An 18,126-nucleotide genomic window follows, 5' to 3' on the forward strand; every position below is an offset into this window, starting at 1 on the left:
GAGGCGATTTTTTTAAGTCCGTGCTGATTTATTCCGCACTCTCGCTGCCCGGCGTACTGCCGCTCGGCTTGCGACGCTTGCCCACGTTTTTGAGGTCACGGTGACGCTTTTTAACCCGCGGTTTCTCTTCTTCTTTCGCTTTTTTCTCTGCACGCTTGGCAAGCGCCTTTTTCGACGGTTTTCCCGTCGTTTTCGCCGAAGGCGCGCGCGTAACAGGACGCAGCTCGTCAATCACCCGGGCTTTAATCGGTTCATCAACGTAGCGGCTGACTTTACCGAGCAGCAGATGGTCGTGTGCTTCAACCAGCGAAATCGCGATACCTTTACGACCGGCCCGGCCAGTACGGCCAATGCGGTGCAAATAGGTGTCAGCGGTGCGCGGCATATCGAAGTTGATGACGTGGCTGACATCGTCGACGTCAATACCACGTGCGGCAATATCGGTCGCCACCAGCACATTGACGCGCCCCTCGACCAGGCGTTTAATCGCCTCATTGCGCTTAGCCTGCACCATTTCACCTTCAAGGTAGCTGGTGCGGATACCGGCATCATGCAGCCAGCTGACCAGCTCGTGCAGACGTTCACGCTTGCGCACAAACACAATTGAACGGGTCACTTCCGGCTGCTTTAACAGATGAACCAGCAGCTTTGTCTTGTGCTCAAGATCGTCGGCGCGGTGATACCACTGCTGGATCTTCTTACGCTCGCGACGGCTCGGATCGGCTTCCAGTTCAACCGGTTCATTCAGCAGGCGCTCGGCAAAATCCTTGATATGCTCGCCTTCCAGCGTGGCAGAAAACAGCATCGTCTGTTTGCGCCAGCGCGTTTCGCCCGCGATGGTTTCAATATCCTGAGCAAAGCCCATGTCCAGCATGCGGTCGGCTTCATCCAGGATCAGCGTTTCTACGGCGCGGCAGTCAAAGTTTTCTTCTTTAATGTATTGCAGCAGACGACCGGTGGTGGCAACCACGACATCCTGATTTTCGCTAAACACTTCAGCGTGGTTCATGAAGGCCACGCCGCCAGTGATGGTGGCGATATCCAGATGCGTGTGTTTCGCCAGTTCCCGTGCCTGGTCGGCAACCTGCATGGCCAGCTCACGGGTTGGCGTTAAAATTAAAATACGCGGCGGGCCAGACTTCTTGCGCGGAAAATCGAGCAGGTGCTGCAACACCGGTAATAAATACGCGGCGGTTTTCCCGGTCCCGGTAGGTGCCGAACCCAGAACGTCGCGGCCCTCCAGCGCGGGGGGAATGGCAGCAGCCTGAATTGCTGTCGGGCGCGTATAGCCTTTCTCCTGCAGCGCTTCAAGCAGGCTTTCGTCGAGTTCAAGTTCGGAAAATGTGGTTACGGTCATGTTCTACCTCAGTTTGGGGCGCTGATTATAGACAGATCGAACATAATCTTCATCTGTTTATCGGTATTGACTGCGCCAGATTACGTCAACGGCGTGAATTCCCCAACCCACCACGTTACACTTACGCCTTGCCGTACGGCAGGATAAAAGGTGAATGGTCGCTGAGTATGATGCAGGACAAGCCGCAGGCGCGGCCACAATTAAAAAAGAACGGTTTTACCTTCAAGCAGTTTTTTGTTGCACATGACCGCTGTGCGATGAAGGTCGGCACAGATGGTATTTTGCTGGGCGCATGGGCACCGGTCGCCGGGGTGAAGCGGATTCTCGATATCGGCACCGGTTCGGGCCTGATAGCCCTGATGCTGGCCCAGCGTACTCCGTCGAATGTCGACGTGGATGCCGTAGAGTTAGATCCGGACGCCGCACAGCAGGCGCATGAAAACATCCAGCAGTCGCCGTGGGCAGCGCGAATGCAGGTTCATCAACAGGATATCGCCCAGTGGGCTGAAAACTGCGAAGCGCGTTACTCGCTTATCGTCAGTAATCCTCCTTACTTTGATCCCGGTGTGGCCTGCGCAACCCCGGCTAGAGACAGCGCACGTGCCACCGGTTCATTAGATCATCAGACGTTATTGCGCTGTGCGGCCGCGCTGATCGAAGAAGAGGGATTTTTCTGTGTGGTCTTACCCGAAGCGACAGGGCAGCAGGTTATCGCGCTGGCACAGGCTGACGGCTGGCACTTACGCTTTCGTTTTGATGTCGCAGAGTACGCACATCGTCCCCCGCATCGGGTTCTGCTGGGCTTTTCTCCCAGCCCCGGCGAAACCCTGTTTGAGCGGTTGGCTATTCGCGATGCAGACAGACAGTACTCAGACGCCTGGCAAAGCCTGACGCGTGACTTCTATTTGTTTATGTCCTGACCCGGTTGCAGCACGGTAGGCTGGGCCTCAGGGAGCAAATCCGGATAGTCGCGGATAAAATGCAGCCCGCGGCTCTCTTTTCTCTGTAGTGCACAGCGCACCATCAGCTCAGCCACCTGCACCAGGTTACGCAGCTCCAGCAGGTTATTGGACAGGCGGAAATGGTGGTAATACTCGTCTATCTCCTGTTGCAGCAAGGTAATGCGGCGCAGTGCCCGCTCCAGCCGCTTGGTGGTGCGGACAATGCCCACGTAATCCCACATAAACAGCCGCAGCTCATGCCAGTTATGCTGAATCACCACCCGTTCATCGGCATCATCCACCTGGCTGTCGTCCCAGGCCGGCAGGTTATCAACGGCTTCGACCTCCGGTAAAATACGCAGCAGATCCTCTGCTGCCGACCAGCCATATACAAGGCATTCGAGCAGCGAGTTGGAGGCCATGCGATTGGCACCGTGCAGGCCGGTGTAGCTGACTTCACCGATGGCATACAGGCCGTTGATATCCGTACGGCCCTGCGCGTTGACCATGACGCCACCGCAGGTGTAGTGCGCGGCAGGCACCACCGGGATCCTGTCTTTGGTCAGATCGAAACCAAAGGTCAGCAGTTTTTCGTAGATCATCGGGAAGTGTGAACGCACAAAGGCTTCAGGCTGATGGCTGATATCCAGATACATACAGTCAACGCCAAGGCGTTTCATCTCGTGATCGATGGCGCGGGCGACAATATCGCGCGGCGCCAGTTCAGCACGTGCATCGAAGTCGGGCATAAAACGCGAGCCGTCGGGCCGCACCAGCCAGGCTCCTTCGCCGCGCAGCGCTTCAGTGAGCAGAAAGTTTTGTGCCTGGGGATGAAACAGGCAGGTCGGATGAAACTGGTTAAACTCCAGATTAGCCACGCGACATCCTGCCCGCCAGGCCATCGCAATGCCATCACCAGAGGCGATATCGGGGTTGGTCGTGTACTGATACACTTTGGCCGCGCCGCCCGTCGCCAGCACCACGCCACGTGCGCGGCAGGTCTCAACCCGTTCACGATTACGGTTCCAAATCCAGGCGCCGGTCACCCGGCGCGGGCCCGGCAGGCCGAGCTTATCCGAAAGAATCAGATCCACCGCGTTGGTGCGCTCGAGAATGCGGATATTGGGATGATGCAACGCTTTGCCTACCAGCGTGGTTTCCACTTCGCGACCCGTCGCATCCGCGCTGTGCAGGATACGGCGGTGGCTGTGGCCGCCTTCACGCGTCAGGTGATAGCGCATCTCGCCTGCAGCCTGCGGATCGGTATCAAATGCTACGCCGTTATCAATCAGCCATTGCACGCAGTGCCGCGCATTGCTGGCCACAAAGGAGACGGCGGCCCGATCGCATAAACCTGCACCCGCGATCAGCGTGTCTTCCACATGTGAATCAATGCTGTCGGTTTCGTCAAAAACCGCCGCAATCCCGCCTTGCGCATACAGCGTCGAGCCTTCATTGACCTGCGCTTTGCTTAATACGGTGACCTGATAATGCTCTGCCAGACGCAATGCCAGCGACAATCCTGCTGCACCGCTGCCAACGATAAGGACATCACACTGATAATCAGAGGAAGAGAAAGTTGTCATAGTGTTTAATTTACTAAACAAGAATGGACCGAGCATAAGCGTTTGGACATTTTTTGTGAAGTATTTTGAACACAAACGCGGCAATATGCGTGTCTGAAAATTAATTCATTAGTGATATCAAGAGGTTAATGTTTTGCAGGTTTAAATCGGGTTTTTTATACCAAACTTAATCGATTACAAGGATTTAAAGATGAAAAAGCTGTTGTCATAGGTTACTCTGCCTGCGATTTGCGCGCGTTACACTGAACGAAAATGAACAAACTGTGTGATTTTGCCGCAAAGTGGCTTAAAAGAGGCCGAGAGTGAACTTTTTGCCACGCAAAGACTCAAAGCGCATGCTTGCTCAATAGCGGTGTGCTGGCAGTTCCTTAACGCATAAGAAAGTATTTGGGGAGACATTACCTCGGATGAGCGAGCAGTTAGCGGACCAGGTTCTTGTTGAACGGGTTCAGAAGGGGGATCAAAAGGCGTTTAACTTACTGGTAATTCGTTACCAGCATAAAGTGGCGAGCCTGGTCTCACGATATGTCCCTTCAGGCGATGTGCCTGATGTCGTTCAGGAATCATTTATTAAGGCTTATCGTGCGCTGGACTCGTTCCGGGGCGATAGCGCGTTTTACACCTGGCTGTATCGTATAGCAGTGAATACAGCAAAAAATTATTTGGTCGCTCAGGGGCGTCGTCCGCCTTCCAGTGATGTTGATGCAATTGATGCTGAAAACTTCGAAAGTGCGGGCGCATTGAAAGAAATTTCGAACCCTGAGAACTTAATGTTGTCAGATGAACTGAAACAAATCGTCTTTCGTACCATCGAGGCGCTTCCTGAGGACTTGCGAATGGCAATTACCCTCAGGGAACTTGACGGTCTGAGCTATGAAGAGATCGCCGTCATTATGGATTGCCCGGTGGGCACGGTCAGGTCCCGCATCTTCCGTGCACGTGAGGCCATTGATAATAAAGTTCAACCGCTTATCCAACGTCAGTGATAACGGCTACTGGAAGGGTATTAGGCATGCAGAAAGAAAAACTTTCCGCTTTAATGGATGGTGAGGCTTTAGACAGTGAGCTGTTTTCAGCGCTGTCCAAAGACGCAGAATTACAAAAAAGCTGGGAACGCTACCATCTTATCCGCGATACCATGCGCGGTGACGTGGGCGAGCACCTGCATTTTGACATTGCTGCACGCGTCGCTGCTGCGATTGAAAAAGAGCCGCAGCGCAACGTCACAACCTTGATCCCCGAAGCACAGCCCGAACCTTCTCGCTGGGAAAAAATGCCGTTCTGGCATAAAGCTCGCCCGTGGGCGGCACAGATTACCCAGGTTGGTGTCGCCGCCTGTGTTTCCCTGGCTGTTATCGTTGGCGTTCAGCACTATAACCAACCGGGTAGCGGCAGCGTCGAAAGTTCTGATTCGCCGGTCTTCAACACCTTACCTGTCATGGGTAAAGCCTCTCCCGTGAGCCTTGGCGTGCCATCGGATGCCTTTGGCAACGGTAATGCGACTCAGCAGGTGCAGGATCAACGTCGTCGCGTGAATGCCATGCTGCAGGACTATGAACTCCAGCGTCGCCTGCATGCGGATCAGCTGCAGTTCGAAACCAATGCGCCTAAACAAGCGCAGGCCAATGTCCCTGGTAATCAGTCATTAGGAATGCAGCAGCAGTAATGAAGCCGCTATGGTATGCCGTCAGCCTTCTGGCAGGCAGCCTGTTGTGGTCATCTGCCGCCCCAGCGCAGGTTTCTGCGTCTGGGGCGTTATTGCAGCAGATGGAGCAGGCAAGCCAGACCCTCAACTACGAACTCGCCTACATTAACGTTTCCCGCCTTGGCATGGAATCTCTGCGCTATCGTCATGCGGTTATCGACGATCGCGTTTATGCGCAGGTATTGCAGATGGACGGTCCGCGTCGTGAAGTGATTCAACGCGGCAACGACATCAGCTATTTTGAACCTGGCATTGAGCCTTTCTCGCTACCGGGCAACCACATTGTGGATGCGCTACCGTCCATTATTTACGCCGATTTTAGCAAGCTGGATACCGCCTACGATTTTATCACCGTGGGCCGTTCACGCATTGCCGACCAGATGTGCGACGTAGTGCGCATCGTTTCACGCGATGGCACGCGCTACAGCTACGTTGTCTGGCTGGACGTGGATACCAAGCTGCCGCTCCGGGTCGATTTGCTTGACCGGGATGGTGAAACGATGGAGCAGTTTCGCGTTATCAGCTTCGCGGTGGACGATGGCGTTCGCAATCTGATGCAGGGGCTGGAGAAAGCGAATTTGCCGCCGTCGCTGTCGTTAACTAAAACCGATAACGTTTCGTTAGACTGGCAGCCCGCCTGGCTCCCCGCCGGCATGACGCTGGTCTCGCAAAGTCGTCGCACCATTCCCGCGTTAAATAAATCGGTTGAATCACGGCTCTACAGCGATGGCCTGTTTAGCTTTGCGGTCAATGTCACTCCGGCAGATAAAAACAGCACCGCACAGACATTGCGCACGGGACGTCGTACGGTGCAAACCGTAATACGCGATAATAACGAAATTACGGTCGTCGGCGAACTACCGCCCGTGACGGCCAAACGTATCGCAGACAGCGTCGAATTCGGGGCAAAAAAATGATGAGAGAATGGGCCACTGTGGTGGCATGGCAGGATGGCATCGCCACGCTGCACACTGAAGCTAAAACGTCCTGCAACAGCTGTCAGGCACGTAAAGGCTGCGGTAGCCATATGCTGAATAAGCTGGGGCCAAAGAACGCGCACGTGATGCAGATCGCCAGCAGCAAGCCGTTGACGCCGGGCCAGCGTGTTGAACTCGGTATCAAAGAGAGCAGCCTGCTGGGTTCCGCGCTGCTGGTTTATATGACGCCTCTGTTTGGCCTGTTCCTGTTTGCCGGCCTGTTTCAGGCGCTGTTTGGTAGCGATCTCGCTGCGGCCTGCGGCGCGCTGTTAGGCGGCGTGGGGGGCTTCATCGTGGCCAAAGGTATTTCGATGAAATTTGGCGATCGCGAGGCATTCCAGCCCGTTATTTTGAACATCGCTTTGCCGCCGGATGCACTGCGCGTTGAAAGCGAAGCCTGATCCTCACTCAAGCCGCACTTGCTGCGGCTTCTGTCATTATGGCGCCTCGCCAAAAACTGTTTCGCTTCCACAACGTTCCATTCTTTTATGCGCGGCCTTAACAGTGTAATATGCGTCGTCATTAATGAGGCTGACAGGATTGTGGGTTAAGAGCGATCTTCCTGAATGTGTCTGTGCTCAGGTTTCTAACTGATTCTCTACGTGAAGATATTCCTATAAATGAAGCACATAAGAAATTTCTCCATCATCGCCCATATTGACCACGGTAAATCCACGCTCTCTGACCGCTTAATTCAGATTTGCGGGGGATTAACCGATCGCGAGATGGCCGCGCAGGTTCTTGACTCAATGGACCTGGAGCGTGAACGTGGCATTACGATTAAGGCGCAGAGCGTAACGCTCGATTACAAAGCAAAAGACGGCGAAACTTACCAGCTCAATTTCATCGACACGCCGGGACACGTTGACTTCTCGTATGAGGTTTCCCGCTCACTGGCCGCCTGTGAAGGCGCACTGCTGGTGGTTGATGCCGGACAGGGCGTTGAAGCACAAACCCTGGCCAACTGCTACACCGCGATTGAGATGGATCTGGAAGTAGTGCCGGTGCTGAATAAGATCGATTTGCCAGCCGCCGATCCCGATCGTGCCGCGCAGGAAATCGAAGACATCGTAGGCATTGACGCGACCGACGCCGTGCGTTGCTCAGCCAAAACTGGCGTGGGCGTACCTGAAGTGCTGGAGCGTTTAGTTCGCGACATCCCGGCACCAGAGGGCGATCCGGACGCCCCTTTGCAGGCGCTGATTATTGACTCCTGGTTCGATAACTACCTCGGCGTTGTATCGCTGGTGCGCGTGAAAAACGGCACTATGCGCAAAGGCGACAAAATCAAGGTGCTGAGCACCGGGCAGGTCTACAATGCTGACCGTCTGGGTATCTTCACGCCGAAGCAGGTTGACCGTACCGAGCTGAACTGCGGTGAAGTCGGCTGGCTGGTGTGCGCCATCAAAGACATTCTTGGCGCACCCGTGGGCGATACGCTGACCACGGCACGCAACCCTGCGGATAAAGCCTTACCCGGCTTTAAAAAAGTGAAGCCGCAGGTTTATGCCGGTCTGTTCCCCATCAGTTCAGATGATTACGAAGCGTTTCGTGATGCGCTGGGCAAGCTGAGCCTGAACGATGCCTCGCTGTTCTACGAGCCAGAAAGCTCAACGGCGCTGGGCTTTGGTTTCCGCTGTGGCTTCCTTGGGCTGCTGCACATGGAGATCATTCAGGAACGTCTGGAACGCGAATACGATCTGGATCTGATTACGACCGCGCCGACGGTGGTGTACGAAGTGGAAACCACAAGCGGTGAAGTCGTCTACGTGGACAGCCCTTCGAAGCTGCCACCGCTTAATAATATTGAAGAGCTGCGCGAACCGATTGCCGAGTGTCATATGCTGCTGCCGCAGGAATACCTGGGCAACGTCATCACGCTGTGCATCGAGAAACGTGGCGTTCAGACCAACATGGTTTACCACGGCAACCAGGTGGCGCTGACCTATGAGATTCCGATGGCGGAAGTGGTTCTCGACTTCTTTGACCGTCTGAAATCAACGTCTCGGGGTTATGCCTCACTGGACTACAATTTTAAACGTTTTCAGGCCTCTGACATGGTGCGCGTTGACGTTCTGATTAACTCAGAACGTGTTGATGCGCTGGCGCTGATTACCCACCGTGAAAACGCACCTTACCGTGGACGTGATCTGGTTGAGAAAATGAAAGAGCTCATCCCACGTCAGCAGTTTGATATTGCGATTCAGGCGGCAATCGGCAACCACATTATCGCTCGCTCAACCGTTAAACAGCTACGTAAGAACGTACTCGCCAAGTGTTACGGCGGCGACGTCAGTCGTAAGAAAAAGCTGTTGCAGAAGCAGAAAGATGGTAAGAAGCGAATGAAGCAGGTCGGTAACGTTGAGCTGCCGCAGGAAGCATTCCTCGCCATTCTGCATGTCGGAAAAGACAGCAAATAAGGATCTCAAATGGCTAATATGTTCGCCCTGATACTGGCGATAGCGACGTTGATTACCGGCATTCTTTGGGTGATCGATCGTATTAAGTGGGCACCAAAGCGCCGTGCGTTGCAGGCGGCGGCGCAGGCGCAGGCGGGCGGAACACTCGACAGCAAAGCGCTGGCGAAAATGGCCCCTAAACCGGGCTGGATTGAAACCGCCGCATCGGTGTTTCCGGTGCTGGCCGTGGTGTTCTTTGTGCGCTCGTTTGTGTATGAGCCATTCCAGATCCCGTCCGGTTCTATGATGCCAACCCTGCTGATTGGTGACTTTATTCTGGTCGAAAAGTTTGCGTATGGCATTAAAGATCCCATTACGCAAACGACGCTGATCCCTACCGGGCATCCAAAACGGGGCGATATCGCGGTGTTTAAATACCCGAAGGATCCCAGCCTGGATTACATCAAGCGCGTGATCGGTCTGCCGGGCGATCGGGTGACCTACGATCCGTACAGTAAAACGCTGACCATTAATCCGGCCTGCGATAACGGCAAGCCTTGTAGCAAAGCGCTGCCCGTCACCTATAGCAATATTGAACCCAGCAAATTTGTTCAAACGTTTAGCGGGTTTGATGGTAACGAAGCGGGTAACGGTTTCTATCAGCTGCCGCTGAATGACACCATGCGGGGGGGATTACGTCTGGCCACGCGCAAAGAAACCCTGGGCGATGTAACGCATGACATCCTGTTGGTGACAGAAGCACAAAGCCAGGCGAGCATGTACTATCAGCAGCCCGGCCAGCCGCAGGCCAGTTGGGTCGTGCCGCAGGGGCAATATTTCATGATGGGTGATAACCGCGATAACAGCGCCGACAGCCGCTACTGGGGCTTTGTTCCCGAGCGTAACCTGGTGGGTAAAGCGGTCGCCATCTGGATGAGTTTCGAAAAACAAGAAGGTCAGTGGCCAACCGGTGTACGACTCAGTCGTATCGGTGGTATCCACTAACCATAGCCTGACAGTCAGGTGAAAAGGGTGGCCCTCCAGGTGGGGGGCCACTGCACACCAAACAGAATGAGTTGGTTTTCCAGCCCTGTTTGGTATGCAGAGTGACAGACGCAAAACAGAACTGGAATCGCATGAACCCCATCTTGATTAACAAGCTTCAGCGCAAACTGGGCTACACTTTTACACATTCTGAACTTTTACAGCAGGCCCTGACCCATCGAAGCGCCAGCAGTAAACATAACGAACGTCTTGAGTTTTTAGGCGATTCCATTCTCAGCTATGTGATTGCTAACGCGCTCTATCACCGTTTTCCACGCGTGGATGAAGGGGATATGAGCCGTATGCGTGCAACCCTGGTCAGGGGAAATACGCTGGCAGAGATGGCGCGCGAGTTCGATTTGGGAGAATGCCTGCGTTTAGGCCCCGGTGAATTAAAAAGCGGGGGCTTTCGCCGTGAGTCCATTCTGGCGGACACCGTCGAAGCGCTGATTGGCGGCGTTTTCCTCGACAGTGATATTCAGACGGTGGAAAAACTGATCCTCGACTGGTATCAGACGCGCCTGGATGAAATCAGTCCGGGTGACAAACAAAAAGATCCCAAAACGCGCCTGCAGGAGTATCTGCAAGGCCGGCATCTGCCACTACCCAGTTACTTAGTCGTGCAGGTACGTGGCGAAGCCCACGATCAGGAATTCACCATTCACTGTCAGGTGAGTGGCATGGCAGAACCGGTGGTGGGCGTAGGCTCCAGCCGCCGTAAAGCCGAACAAGCAGCCGCCGAACAGGCGCTGATTAAACTTGGTCTGGAATAGTATTATCCCGGCGCTTTAACCGGCGCTAAAACCTCAGGATTCGAATGAGCGAAAACGTTACATACAGCGGCTTTGTCGCGATAGTTGGCCGACCCAACGTCGGTAAATCCACCTTACTGAACCAGCTCCTGGGACAGAAGGTTTCGATTACGTCGCGTAAGCCGCAAACCACTCGTCACCGCATTATGGGTATCCATACGGAAGGCGCCTACCAGGCGATCTATGTGGATACGCCAGGCCTGCACATGGAAGAGAAACGGGCGATTAACCGCCTGATGAACCGTGCTGCCAGCAGTTCTATCGGTGACGTTGAACTCATTATCTTTGTGGTGGACGGCACGCGCTGGACGCCGGATGACGAAATGGTATTAAACAAGCTGCGCGATGGCAAAGTGCCCGTACTGCTGGCGATCAATAAAGTCGACAATATTCAGGACAAAAGTATTCTGCTGCCGCACCTGCAGTTCCTGAGCCAGCAGATGAACTTTATCGATATCGTGCCGATTTCAGCAGAAACCGGCAAAAATGTAGATACCATCGCCGCCATTGCCCGTAAGCATCTGCCGGAATCTGATCATCACTTCCCGGAAGATTACATTACCGACCGTTCGCAGCGCTTTATGGCCTCAGAAATCATCCGTGAAAAGCTGATGCGTTTTCTGGGGGCCGAACTGCCTTACTCGGTCACGGTTGAAATCGAACAGTTCGTGTCGAATGCGCGCGGCGGTTATGACATCAACGGTCTGATTTTGGTCGAGCGTGAAGGGCAGAAGAAAATGGTGATTGGCAACAAAGGCGCCAAAATCAAAACCATCGGTATCGAAGCCCGTAAAGACATGGAAGAGATGTTCGATGCGAAAGTGCATCTCGAACTGTGGGTCAAAGTTAAATCCGGCTGGGCGGACGACGAACGTGCGCTGCGCAGCCTGGGTTACACAGACGATCTCTGATTAAATGGAAGGCTGGCAACGCGCCTTTGTGCTGCATAGTCGTCCTTTCAGCGAGACCAGCCTGCTGCTTGATCTGTTTAGTGAAAGTGAAGGCCGCGTACGTGTTCTGGCAAAAGGGGCACGTTCACGGCGTTCCCAACTGAAAGGCACCTTACAGCCTTTCACGCCTTTACTGGTGCGCTGGAGCGGGCGCGGGGAAGTCAAAACCCTGCGCAACGCTGAAGCGGTCTCCCTGGCATTACCTCTCAGTGGCATCACGCTATACTGCGGCCTGTACGTTAACGAGCTGTTATCTCGGGTACTGGAACAGCACATTCCCTTCTCTGAACTGTTTTTCGACTACCTGCAATGCATTCAGATGCTGGCGGCAGGCGAAGGATCACCAGAGCCTGCGCTGCGCCGTTTTGAGCTGGCGCTGCTGGGGCATTTGGGTTACGGCGTAGACTTCCTGCACTGTGCGGGCAGCGGTGAACCGGTCAGCGAAGCCATGACCTACAGCTACCGTGAAGAGAAAGGCTTTATTGCCAGCCTGGTGCTGAACCAGCGTAGCTTCACCGGGCGTGAACTGCAGGCGCTGTTTACCCGTGAATTCCCGGATGCAGAAACCCTGCGCGCAGCCAAACGTTTCACGCGTATGGCCCTCAAACCCTACCTGGGCGGTAAGCCGCTAAAAAGCCAGGAGCTTTTTCGCCAGTTTACCCCGAAAAAAAAGCCCACTATTTCTGACGAGACAGAGCACTGACCGTAGCCTGGCCTTATCTCTGCGCGGTACACTCAACGCAATGACCATAATGAACCGAGGATTGTCATGGCTGAGTTACTGTTAGGCGTGAATATCGACCACATCGCTACCGTTCGCAATGCGCGTGGAACCCATTATCCCGATCCGGTACAGGCGGCGTTTATCGCCGAACAGGCGGGTGCAGACGGCATTACCGTGCACCTGCGCGAAGATCGTCGCCACATTACCGACAGGGATGTGCGCATCCTGCGCGATACCATTGAAACGCGCATGAATCTCGAAATGGCCGTGACCGAGGAGATGCTGGCTATCGCCTGTGAAATCAAACCGCATTTCTGCTGCCTGGTGCCGGAAAAGCGCGAGGAAGTCACCACCGAAGGCGGACTGGACGTCGCGGGCCAGCAGGAGAAGCTGAACGCCGCGGTGAAACAGCTCAGCGAAGCGGGCATTCTGGTGTCCCTGTTTATCGATCCCGATCACCGCCAAATCGAGGCGGCGGTGACCAGCGGCGCGCCCTATATTGAAATTCATACCGGTGCCTATGCTGAAGCGCCTGAAGGCCCAGCGCGCGACGCTGAGCTGGCACGTATCCGTCAGGCCGCCACCTTTGCTGCCAGCCGTGGGCTAAAAGTTAACGCCGGTCATGGGCTGACTTACCACAACGTACTGCCAATCGCCGCCCTGCCGGAAATGCATGAGCTGAATATCGGTCATGCGATTATTGGACGTGCCGTGATGAGTGGTCTGCCTGAGGCGGTGAAAGCCATGAAAGCACTGCTGCGAGAAGCGCGTCGCTAATGGCTATCCTGGGACTGGGCAGCGATATCGTCGAAATAGAACGCATTGCCGATGTGATTTCACGTTCAGGCGATCGTCTTGCGCGGCGTGTCCTGAGCGAGGCCGAGTGGCAGCAATATCAACAGCACCGTCAGCCGGTTCGTTTCCTGGCCAAACGTTTTGCGGTTAAAGAGGCGGCGGCAAAAGCCTTTGGTACCGGCATTCGGGGCGGGCTGGCTTTTAACCAGTTCGAAGTTTATAACGACGCGCTGGGTAAACCGCTGCTGCGTTTCTTCGATCATGCCGCCGAGGTGGCGCAACGTCTTGGCGTGCAGCATGTGCATGTCACGCTGGCAGATGAGCGTCACTATGCTTGCGCAACGGTGATCATCGAAAGTTAACCGTGCAGCTGCACAAACTTATCCCACAGCGCATCGCGTGATTCGATGTGCTGTGGATCAATGACGATCGTGTTATCAATCGGGCAAACGCGCTGACAGGTTGGAAGATCGTAATGACCCACGCACTCCGTGCAGCGGCTCACATCAATTTCATAGATTGCCTCACCCATCGCAATCGCCTGGTTCGGGCATTCAGGTTCGCACATATCGCAGTTAATGCATCGTTCGGTAATCAGTAGAGACATCGCGGCTTCTTAATCAAGGCATCGTAGTGGTCGTGCTGCTGTATCGGGCAACGTTCGTCGCAGAGAACGGGCCAGCACCTTACTTCAGACGTTCGGTCCCAAACAGGGCAGCGAGACGTCCTTACTCTGGCTGTTTTTCACCTGCTGACAGCCGGCAGGACAGTAGCATATTTTGTTTATCACAAAAATGATGCAGGTAAACGAAGTGTTGTTGCCGCCGTGTTTATCTCGCCGCTCAGCGCGTTATTGCAACCGCAATGCGCCATTCAGCACTTGAGCATTGAGGCCAGCCCGGCTGGCCTCTTGTCCGGTTATGTCGATTCGCCCTGCCTAGATCAGTTTCTTAACCAGAGCTTCGCTGTGACGAATATGGCTGGATGCTCGCTCAGGATCGTTCTGCACCAGGGCCATAAACAGCAGGTCCGTCAACGCCAGCTGCGCGGTGGTAGATGAGATGGCGGCGCTGCGCGTGCTCTGCTCTTCTGCCACGGTGTACAGGCAATGGGTGGCGCACTGCTGCAATGTGTTAGGCGTAAAGCCGGTAAAGGCCAGCACATCCGCCCCTACGCGAACGGCTTCCTGAGCGGCAAGGTTGATTTCACGTCGTTCGCCGGTGTAGGAGATCGCCAGCAGCACATCGCCAGATGACATAGCCTGAACACTGGCCAGCAGCGCGTGCATATCCTGTTCCGCCACCGCATTGATACCAATTTTCATCAGCTTCCATGAAAAATCCTTTGCCACCAGGCCGGACGCGCCAATGCCGACCAGCAAAATGCGGCGTGCGCGCTTGAGCAACTGCAGGATGGCGTTTAATTTCTCTTCACTGTTGATATCCAGCGTGGCACGAATCGCAGAGAGCTTCTCCGTGAGTAATTTTTCCCCCACGGCTTTGAGCGGATCGTCGCTCAGGATCTGGTTGTGCACGGTGATGGCATCTTTGTCCGCCAGCGATTCACTCAGCGCCAGCTTAAGTGCCGGAAAGCCTTTGTATCCCAGTTTTTGTGCGAATTTAACCACGCTCGACTGGCTGACCCCGGATTCTTCCGCCAGCTTTTGTGAACTCAGATGCCGTGCCCGATCCGGTTGTGACAGTAAAAAATCCGCCAGCCGACGCTCGTTCAGCGCCAGAGAGGGATAAAGCTGGCGAATGCGCAGCAATGAACTCATGCTCAATCCTCATGATTTAGCGGATGTTCCGCATGGAATAAATGATTCTATGCGCATTGTAGTCACTGGAATAAAAAATGACAGCCATCGCCTCGTTGGACGAAGATGACTACAATAGAGGCTGTTGATGCCAATTAGGTAAAAAGGAGTGTTGTTTGACCAACGATATACAACGTCGCGTGGTGTTTTTCGACCTTGATGGCACATTGCACCAACAGGACATGTTTGGCACCTTCATGCGCTATCTGCTGCGCCGCAAGCCGCTTAATCTGCTGCTGGTGGTGCCGTTGCTGCCGGTTGTGGGCGCGGGTTTATTGTTTAAGGGACGCGCCGCGCGCTGGCCGATGAGTTTGCTGCTGTGGTCGATCACCTTTGGCCGCTCTGAAGCAACACTGCTGCGGCTGGAAGCCGAATTCGCGCAATGGTTTCGACAACGCGTTAAAGCATTTCCCGTGGTGCAGAAACGACTCAGTGAATACCTTAGTAGTGATGATGCCGATGTCTGGCTGATTACGGGCTCACCGCAGTCGCTGGTGGAGCAGGTCTATTACGACTCCGCATTTCTACCGCGGGTGAAGCTCATCGCCAGCCAGATGCAGCCCGGTTTAGGCGGACGCATATTGAAAATGCGCTGTCTCGGCCATGAAAAAGTGGTGCAGCTTGAGGAGCAAATCGGCACGCCCTTACAGCTGTATAGCGGTTACAGCGACAGCAAACAGGATAACCCGCTGCTGTTCTTCTGCCAGCACCGCTGGCGCGTCACCCCGGGTGGCGAATTACAACAGCTGGAATAACCGCTGTCACGCTTCGGTTTTACGGATTCGATGGTTATAATGCGCCGCTTTTTTGCTGCCGGGAGTGGTCTGCGTGACTCAAGAACAAGATGAATACTGGATGCGCCGGGCGCTTACGCTGGCGCAGCGCGCATGGGAGCAGGGCGAAGTGCCGGTGGGTGCGGTGCTGGTTCAGGGCGATCGGGTGATAGGCGAGGGCTGGAACCGGCCTATCGGGCAGCACGATCCCACCGCCCATGCGGAGATCATGGCCTTACGTCAGGGCGGGAAAGTGCTGGAGAATTATCGCCTGCTCAATACCACGCTTTACGTCACGCTGGAGCCCTGCATTATGTGTGCGGGCGCGATGGTGCACAGTCGCATTGGCCGTCTGGTTTATGGCGCGCACGATGTAAAAACCGGCGCAGCCGGCTCACTGATTGATATTCTGGGCCATCCGGGAATGAATCATCAGGTGGCGCTGCATCAGGGAGTGCTGGAAGAGGAGTGCGCGGCAATGCTGAGCGACTTTTTCCGCATGCGCCGCCAGCAACAAAAAGCGCTGCGTCAGGCGCAGCGCGAAAGTTAATTCATTGCCACCTCAGGCGTGACGGCAGGATAACCTTTTCCCAGCTCTGCCTCCAGGGCCGCCTGTTGGGCAATGCGTTTTTCCTGCTCCTGCAAATAGCCCACCAGGCTAATTTCATATTTGCGGATATTCTCCACGTAATTATAGGCTTCCTGCCCGCGTGCATAGCCATAGGTGGTTTGTGAGTAGTAGCGCTTCTGGCTCAACATGGGTAGCCGCAGTTTGACATCTGCCCAGCTGTCGGGATTTCCACCCTGTTTAGCCGTGAGCTTACGCACATCCAGCATATGCGCATAGCCCATGTTATAGGCCGCCAGGGCAAACCAGATACGCTCATCTTCCGGAATCGTTTGTGGCACCTTTTCCATCATGTTTTGCAGATACTCGCTGCCGCCACGGATGCTCTGCTCTGGATCGGTACGGTCACCTACGTCAACGCTGTCAGCGGTATTCCGCGTTAACATCATCATGCCGCGGACGCCGGTAGGCGACGTCGCCTGCGGATTCCAGTGCGACTCCTGATAGGAAATCGCCGCCAGCAGCCGCCAGTCGATATTTTTGGCGTACTTTTCAAACAGGGGTTTTATATCGGGCAGCACGTTATCAATGGAGCGCAGGAAGGTGCGGGTATCCACGTAGTCGAAGGTGCCGACGTGACCGAGATATTTCTCTTCAAGTCTTGCCATCGCCCCTTCTTCTCCCATGCGGTTAAAGAAATCCAGCATGGCGGCGTTCAGGCTGTCATCGCTTTCGTGCGGTAAATACCACGTTACCGGTTCTTCATCGGTGACGTCGAAAGCCACGGCCAGTTGGGGATGAATGCGCTGAAGCAGGGAAATCGTCACGGAATCGCCAATCGTATAATCCAGCTTGCCTTCCGCCACGGCTTCCAGCAGGGCTTTCGGACTTTGATCGGTCGAAATGGCCCAGTCGAGATCGGGATAGTGATTCGCCCGGGCGTTTTTAAGCGTCGACAGATAAGCCGATCCAGAGGCAACAACCAGTCGCCCCTTTAAGTCACCCAGGTTTTTTGGCCGCGGTTTGTCCACGCGATAGACCAGCTGCTGCGAAACGCTGTAGTAGCCCGGGCCGATCTGATAACGCGACAAACGCTCATCGTTATAAATCAGACCTGCCGCCAGCAGATCCGCTTTGCCGTCGTCGAGCGCATCGAACAGATCGCTGAGGTTGGCGCGCACCGTTATATCAAGCTTAACGCCCAGATAATCGGCAAAACGCTTCGCCAGCTCGTAGTCCATCCCGGCCGGTGCTTTATTCACGGTGTAGTAAGTCAACGGCGAGTTTACGGTACTGACGCGTAGCACTCCCCGTGATTTAATCTGTGAAATCGTATCTTGTCCTCCCCCGTACCAGGGAATAGACGGCCACAGTGCCAGAGCCAGCAGCACGGTAAGCAGACCGATAACCAGATAATTAAATTTTAGGCGTTTCAAATAGTTATCTCTCGATGGCTCCAAGGCCTCTGTCTTTTAAGGCAGTATTGATCTTGTTTTAACTCCCAGAGCGAGGGGCATTTTGCGCAACAAACACCGGCAGAGCAACTTATAAAGCAATTTTTGCGCAAATTTCAGGCAAATCTTGATGGCCATAAATTTTGCGCAAACGGTTTCGTCGCGGAGTGGGTTTCTTTATAATACGCCCCGTTTTCCCCTGTTGCGCCCAATGAAGCGTCGCCC

General features: G+C 54.6%; 19 protein-coding genes. 14 read left to right on the forward strand and 5 right to left on the reverse strand.

The annotated features are described in order from the left end of the window. Positions 1 to 28: 28 nt before the first annotated feature. Positions 29 to 1,357: an ATP-dependent RNA helicase SrmB gene (gene srmB, locus AAIE03_RS02470; RefSeq protein WP_014594342.1), complete on the reverse strand. Its 1,329-nt coding sequence runs from the start codon at positions 1,355 to 1,357 to the stop codon at positions 29 to 31. A 167-nt stretch (positions 1,358 to 1,524) separates the two neighbouring features. Between srmB and trmN the strand changes: the two genes are divergently transcribed. Beyond that, positions 1,525 to 2,277, forward strand: coding sequence for a tRNA(1)(Val) (adenine(37)-N(6))-methyltransferase TrmN (gene trmN, locus AAIE03_RS02475; RefSeq protein ID WP_014605254.1), 753 nt, complete (start codon positions 1,525 to 1,527; stop codon positions 2,275 to 2,277). Here the strand turns inward: trmN and nadB are convergent. Further along, positions 2,259 to 3,920 (reverse strand): L-aspartate oxidase, encoded by a 1,662-nt coding sequence (gene nadB, locus AAIE03_RS02480; protein ID WP_426143743.1) that lies wholly within the window; start codon positions 3,918 to 3,920, stop codon positions 2,259 to 2,261. The two genes, trmN and nadB, sit on opposite strands and share 19 nt — an antisense overlap. Positions 3,921 to 4,291: 371 nt before the next feature. On the opposite strand from nadB, the gene rpoE reads away from it, so the two are divergent. The 11 genes from rpoE to acpS all read left to right on the forward strand — a co-directional run bounded on the left by rpoE (position 4,292) and on the right by acpS (position 13,652). Then, the gene (rpoE, locus tag AAIE03_RS02485; protein WP_006120509.1) at positions 4,292 to 4,870 is read left to right on the forward strand and encodes an RNA polymerase sigma factor RpoE; all 579 of its coding nucleotides are present in this window, start codon (positions 4,292 to 4,294) and stop codon (positions 4,868 to 4,870) included. A gap of 26 nt (positions 4,871 to 4,896) precedes the next feature. After that, positions 4,897 to 5,550 carry an anti-sigma-E factor RseA gene (rseA, locus tag AAIE03_RS02490; RefSeq protein ID WP_014594339.1) on the forward strand — a complete coding sequence of 218 codons (654 nt, stop codon included), beginning with the start codon at positions 4,897 to 4,899 and terminating at the stop codon, positions 5,548 to 5,550. Further along, positions 5,550 to 6,506 carry a sigma-E factor regulatory protein RseB gene (gene rseB, locus AAIE03_RS02495; protein WP_024471263.1) on the forward strand — a complete coding sequence of 319 codons (957 nt, stop codon included), beginning with the start codon at positions 5,550 to 5,552 and terminating at the stop codon, positions 6,504 to 6,506. Before rseA ends, rseB begins: the two co-directional genes overlap by 1 nt. Then, entirely contained in the window at positions 6,503 to 6,967 is a 465-nt protein-coding gene (rseC, locus tag AAIE03_RS02500) for a SoxR-reducing system protein RseC (protein ID WP_013026770.1), read from the forward strand. The genes rseB and rseC overlap by 4 nt, the downstream gene beginning before the upstream one ends. Positions 6,968 to 7,186: 219 nt before the next feature. After that, entirely contained in the window at positions 7,187 to 8,986 is a 1,800-nt protein-coding gene (lepA, locus tag AAIE03_RS02505; protein ID WP_013026769.1) for a translation elongation factor 4, read from the forward strand. Positions 8,987 to 8,995: 9 nt separating this feature from the next. Beyond that, a complete protein-coding gene (gene lepB / locus AAIE03_RS02510; protein WP_014594337.1) occupies positions 8,996 to 9,970 on the forward strand; it encodes a signal peptidase I in 975 nt (324 codons plus the stop codon). A gap of 131 nt (positions 9,971 to 10,101) precedes the next feature. Then, positions 10,102 to 10,782 (forward strand): ribonuclease III, encoded by a 681-nt coding sequence (rnc, locus tag AAIE03_RS02515; protein ID WP_014594336.1) that lies wholly within the window; start codon positions 10,102 to 10,104, stop codon positions 10,780 to 10,782. Positions 10,783 to 10,826: 44 nt separating this feature from the next. Next, on the forward strand, positions 10,827 to 11,732 hold the full coding sequence (gene era, locus AAIE03_RS02520) for a GTPase Era (RefSeq protein WP_013026766.1): 906 nt from the start codon (positions 10,827 to 10,829) through the stop codon (positions 11,730 to 11,732). A 4-nt stretch (positions 11,733 to 11,736) separates the two neighbouring features. Beyond that, positions 11,737 to 12,474: a DNA repair protein RecO gene (gene recO, locus AAIE03_RS02525; RefSeq protein WP_013026765.1), complete on the forward strand. Its 738-nt coding sequence runs from the start codon at positions 11,737 to 11,739 to the stop codon at positions 12,472 to 12,474. Between the two features lie 66 nt (positions 12,475 to 12,540). After that, positions 12,541 to 13,272 (forward strand): pyridoxine 5'-phosphate synthase, encoded by a 732-nt coding sequence (gene pdxJ, locus AAIE03_RS02530; RefSeq protein ID WP_014605257.1) that lies wholly within the window; start codon positions 12,541 to 12,543, stop codon positions 13,270 to 13,272. Continuing rightward, positions 13,272 to 13,652 (forward strand): holo-ACP synthase, encoded by a 381-nt coding sequence (gene acpS, locus AAIE03_RS02535; RefSeq protein ID WP_006120525.1) that lies wholly within the window; start codon positions 13,272 to 13,274, stop codon positions 13,650 to 13,652. The genes pdxJ and acpS overlap by 1 nt, the downstream gene beginning before the upstream one ends. Here acpS and AAIE03_RS02540 read toward each other — a convergent pair. Together AAIE03_RS02540 and AAIE03_RS02545 are read right to left on the reverse strand one after the other, a co-directional pair. Beyond that, positions 13,649 to 13,897 (reverse strand): YfhL family 4Fe-4S dicluster ferredoxin, encoded by a 249-nt coding sequence (locus AAIE03_RS02540; protein ID WP_013026763.1) that lies wholly within the window; start codon positions 13,895 to 13,897, stop codon positions 13,649 to 13,651. The genes acpS and AAIE03_RS02540 overlap by 4 nt on opposite strands. 330 nt (positions 13,898 to 14,227) lie before the next feature. Next, positions 14,228 to 15,067 (reverse strand): MurR/RpiR family transcriptional regulator, encoded by an 840-nt coding sequence (locus AAIE03_RS02545; RefSeq protein WP_072138963.1) that lies wholly within the window; start codon positions 15,065 to 15,067, stop codon positions 14,228 to 14,230. A 155-nt stretch (positions 15,068 to 15,222) separates the two neighbouring features. Between AAIE03_RS02545 and yfhb the strand changes: the two genes are divergently transcribed. Both yfhb and tadA read left to right on the forward strand, forming a co-directional pair. Next, positions 15,223 to 15,861 carry a phosphatidylglycerophosphatase C gene (gene yfhb / locus AAIE03_RS02550; protein WP_013026761.1) on the forward strand — a complete coding sequence of 213 codons (639 nt, stop codon included), beginning with the start codon at positions 15,223 to 15,225 and terminating at the stop codon, positions 15,859 to 15,861. A gap of 73 nt (positions 15,862 to 15,934) precedes the next feature. After that, positions 15,935 to 16,429: a tRNA adenosine(34) deaminase TadA gene (gene tadA / locus AAIE03_RS02555; RefSeq protein WP_014605260.1), complete on the forward strand. Its 495-nt coding sequence runs from the start codon at positions 15,935 to 15,937 to the stop codon at positions 16,427 to 16,429. Here tadA and mltF read toward each other — a convergent pair. Then, positions 16,426 to 17,883 (reverse strand): membrane-bound lytic murein transglycosylase MltF, encoded by a 1,458-nt coding sequence (mltF, locus tag AAIE03_RS02560; RefSeq protein ID WP_022623512.1) that lies wholly within the window; start codon positions 17,881 to 17,883, stop codon positions 16,426 to 16,428. The genes tadA and mltF overlap by 4 nt on opposite strands. Positions 17,884 to 18,126 lie beyond the last annotated feature (243 nt).

It is taken from the genome of Pantoea sp. Ae19-2 (assembly GCF_059801205.1).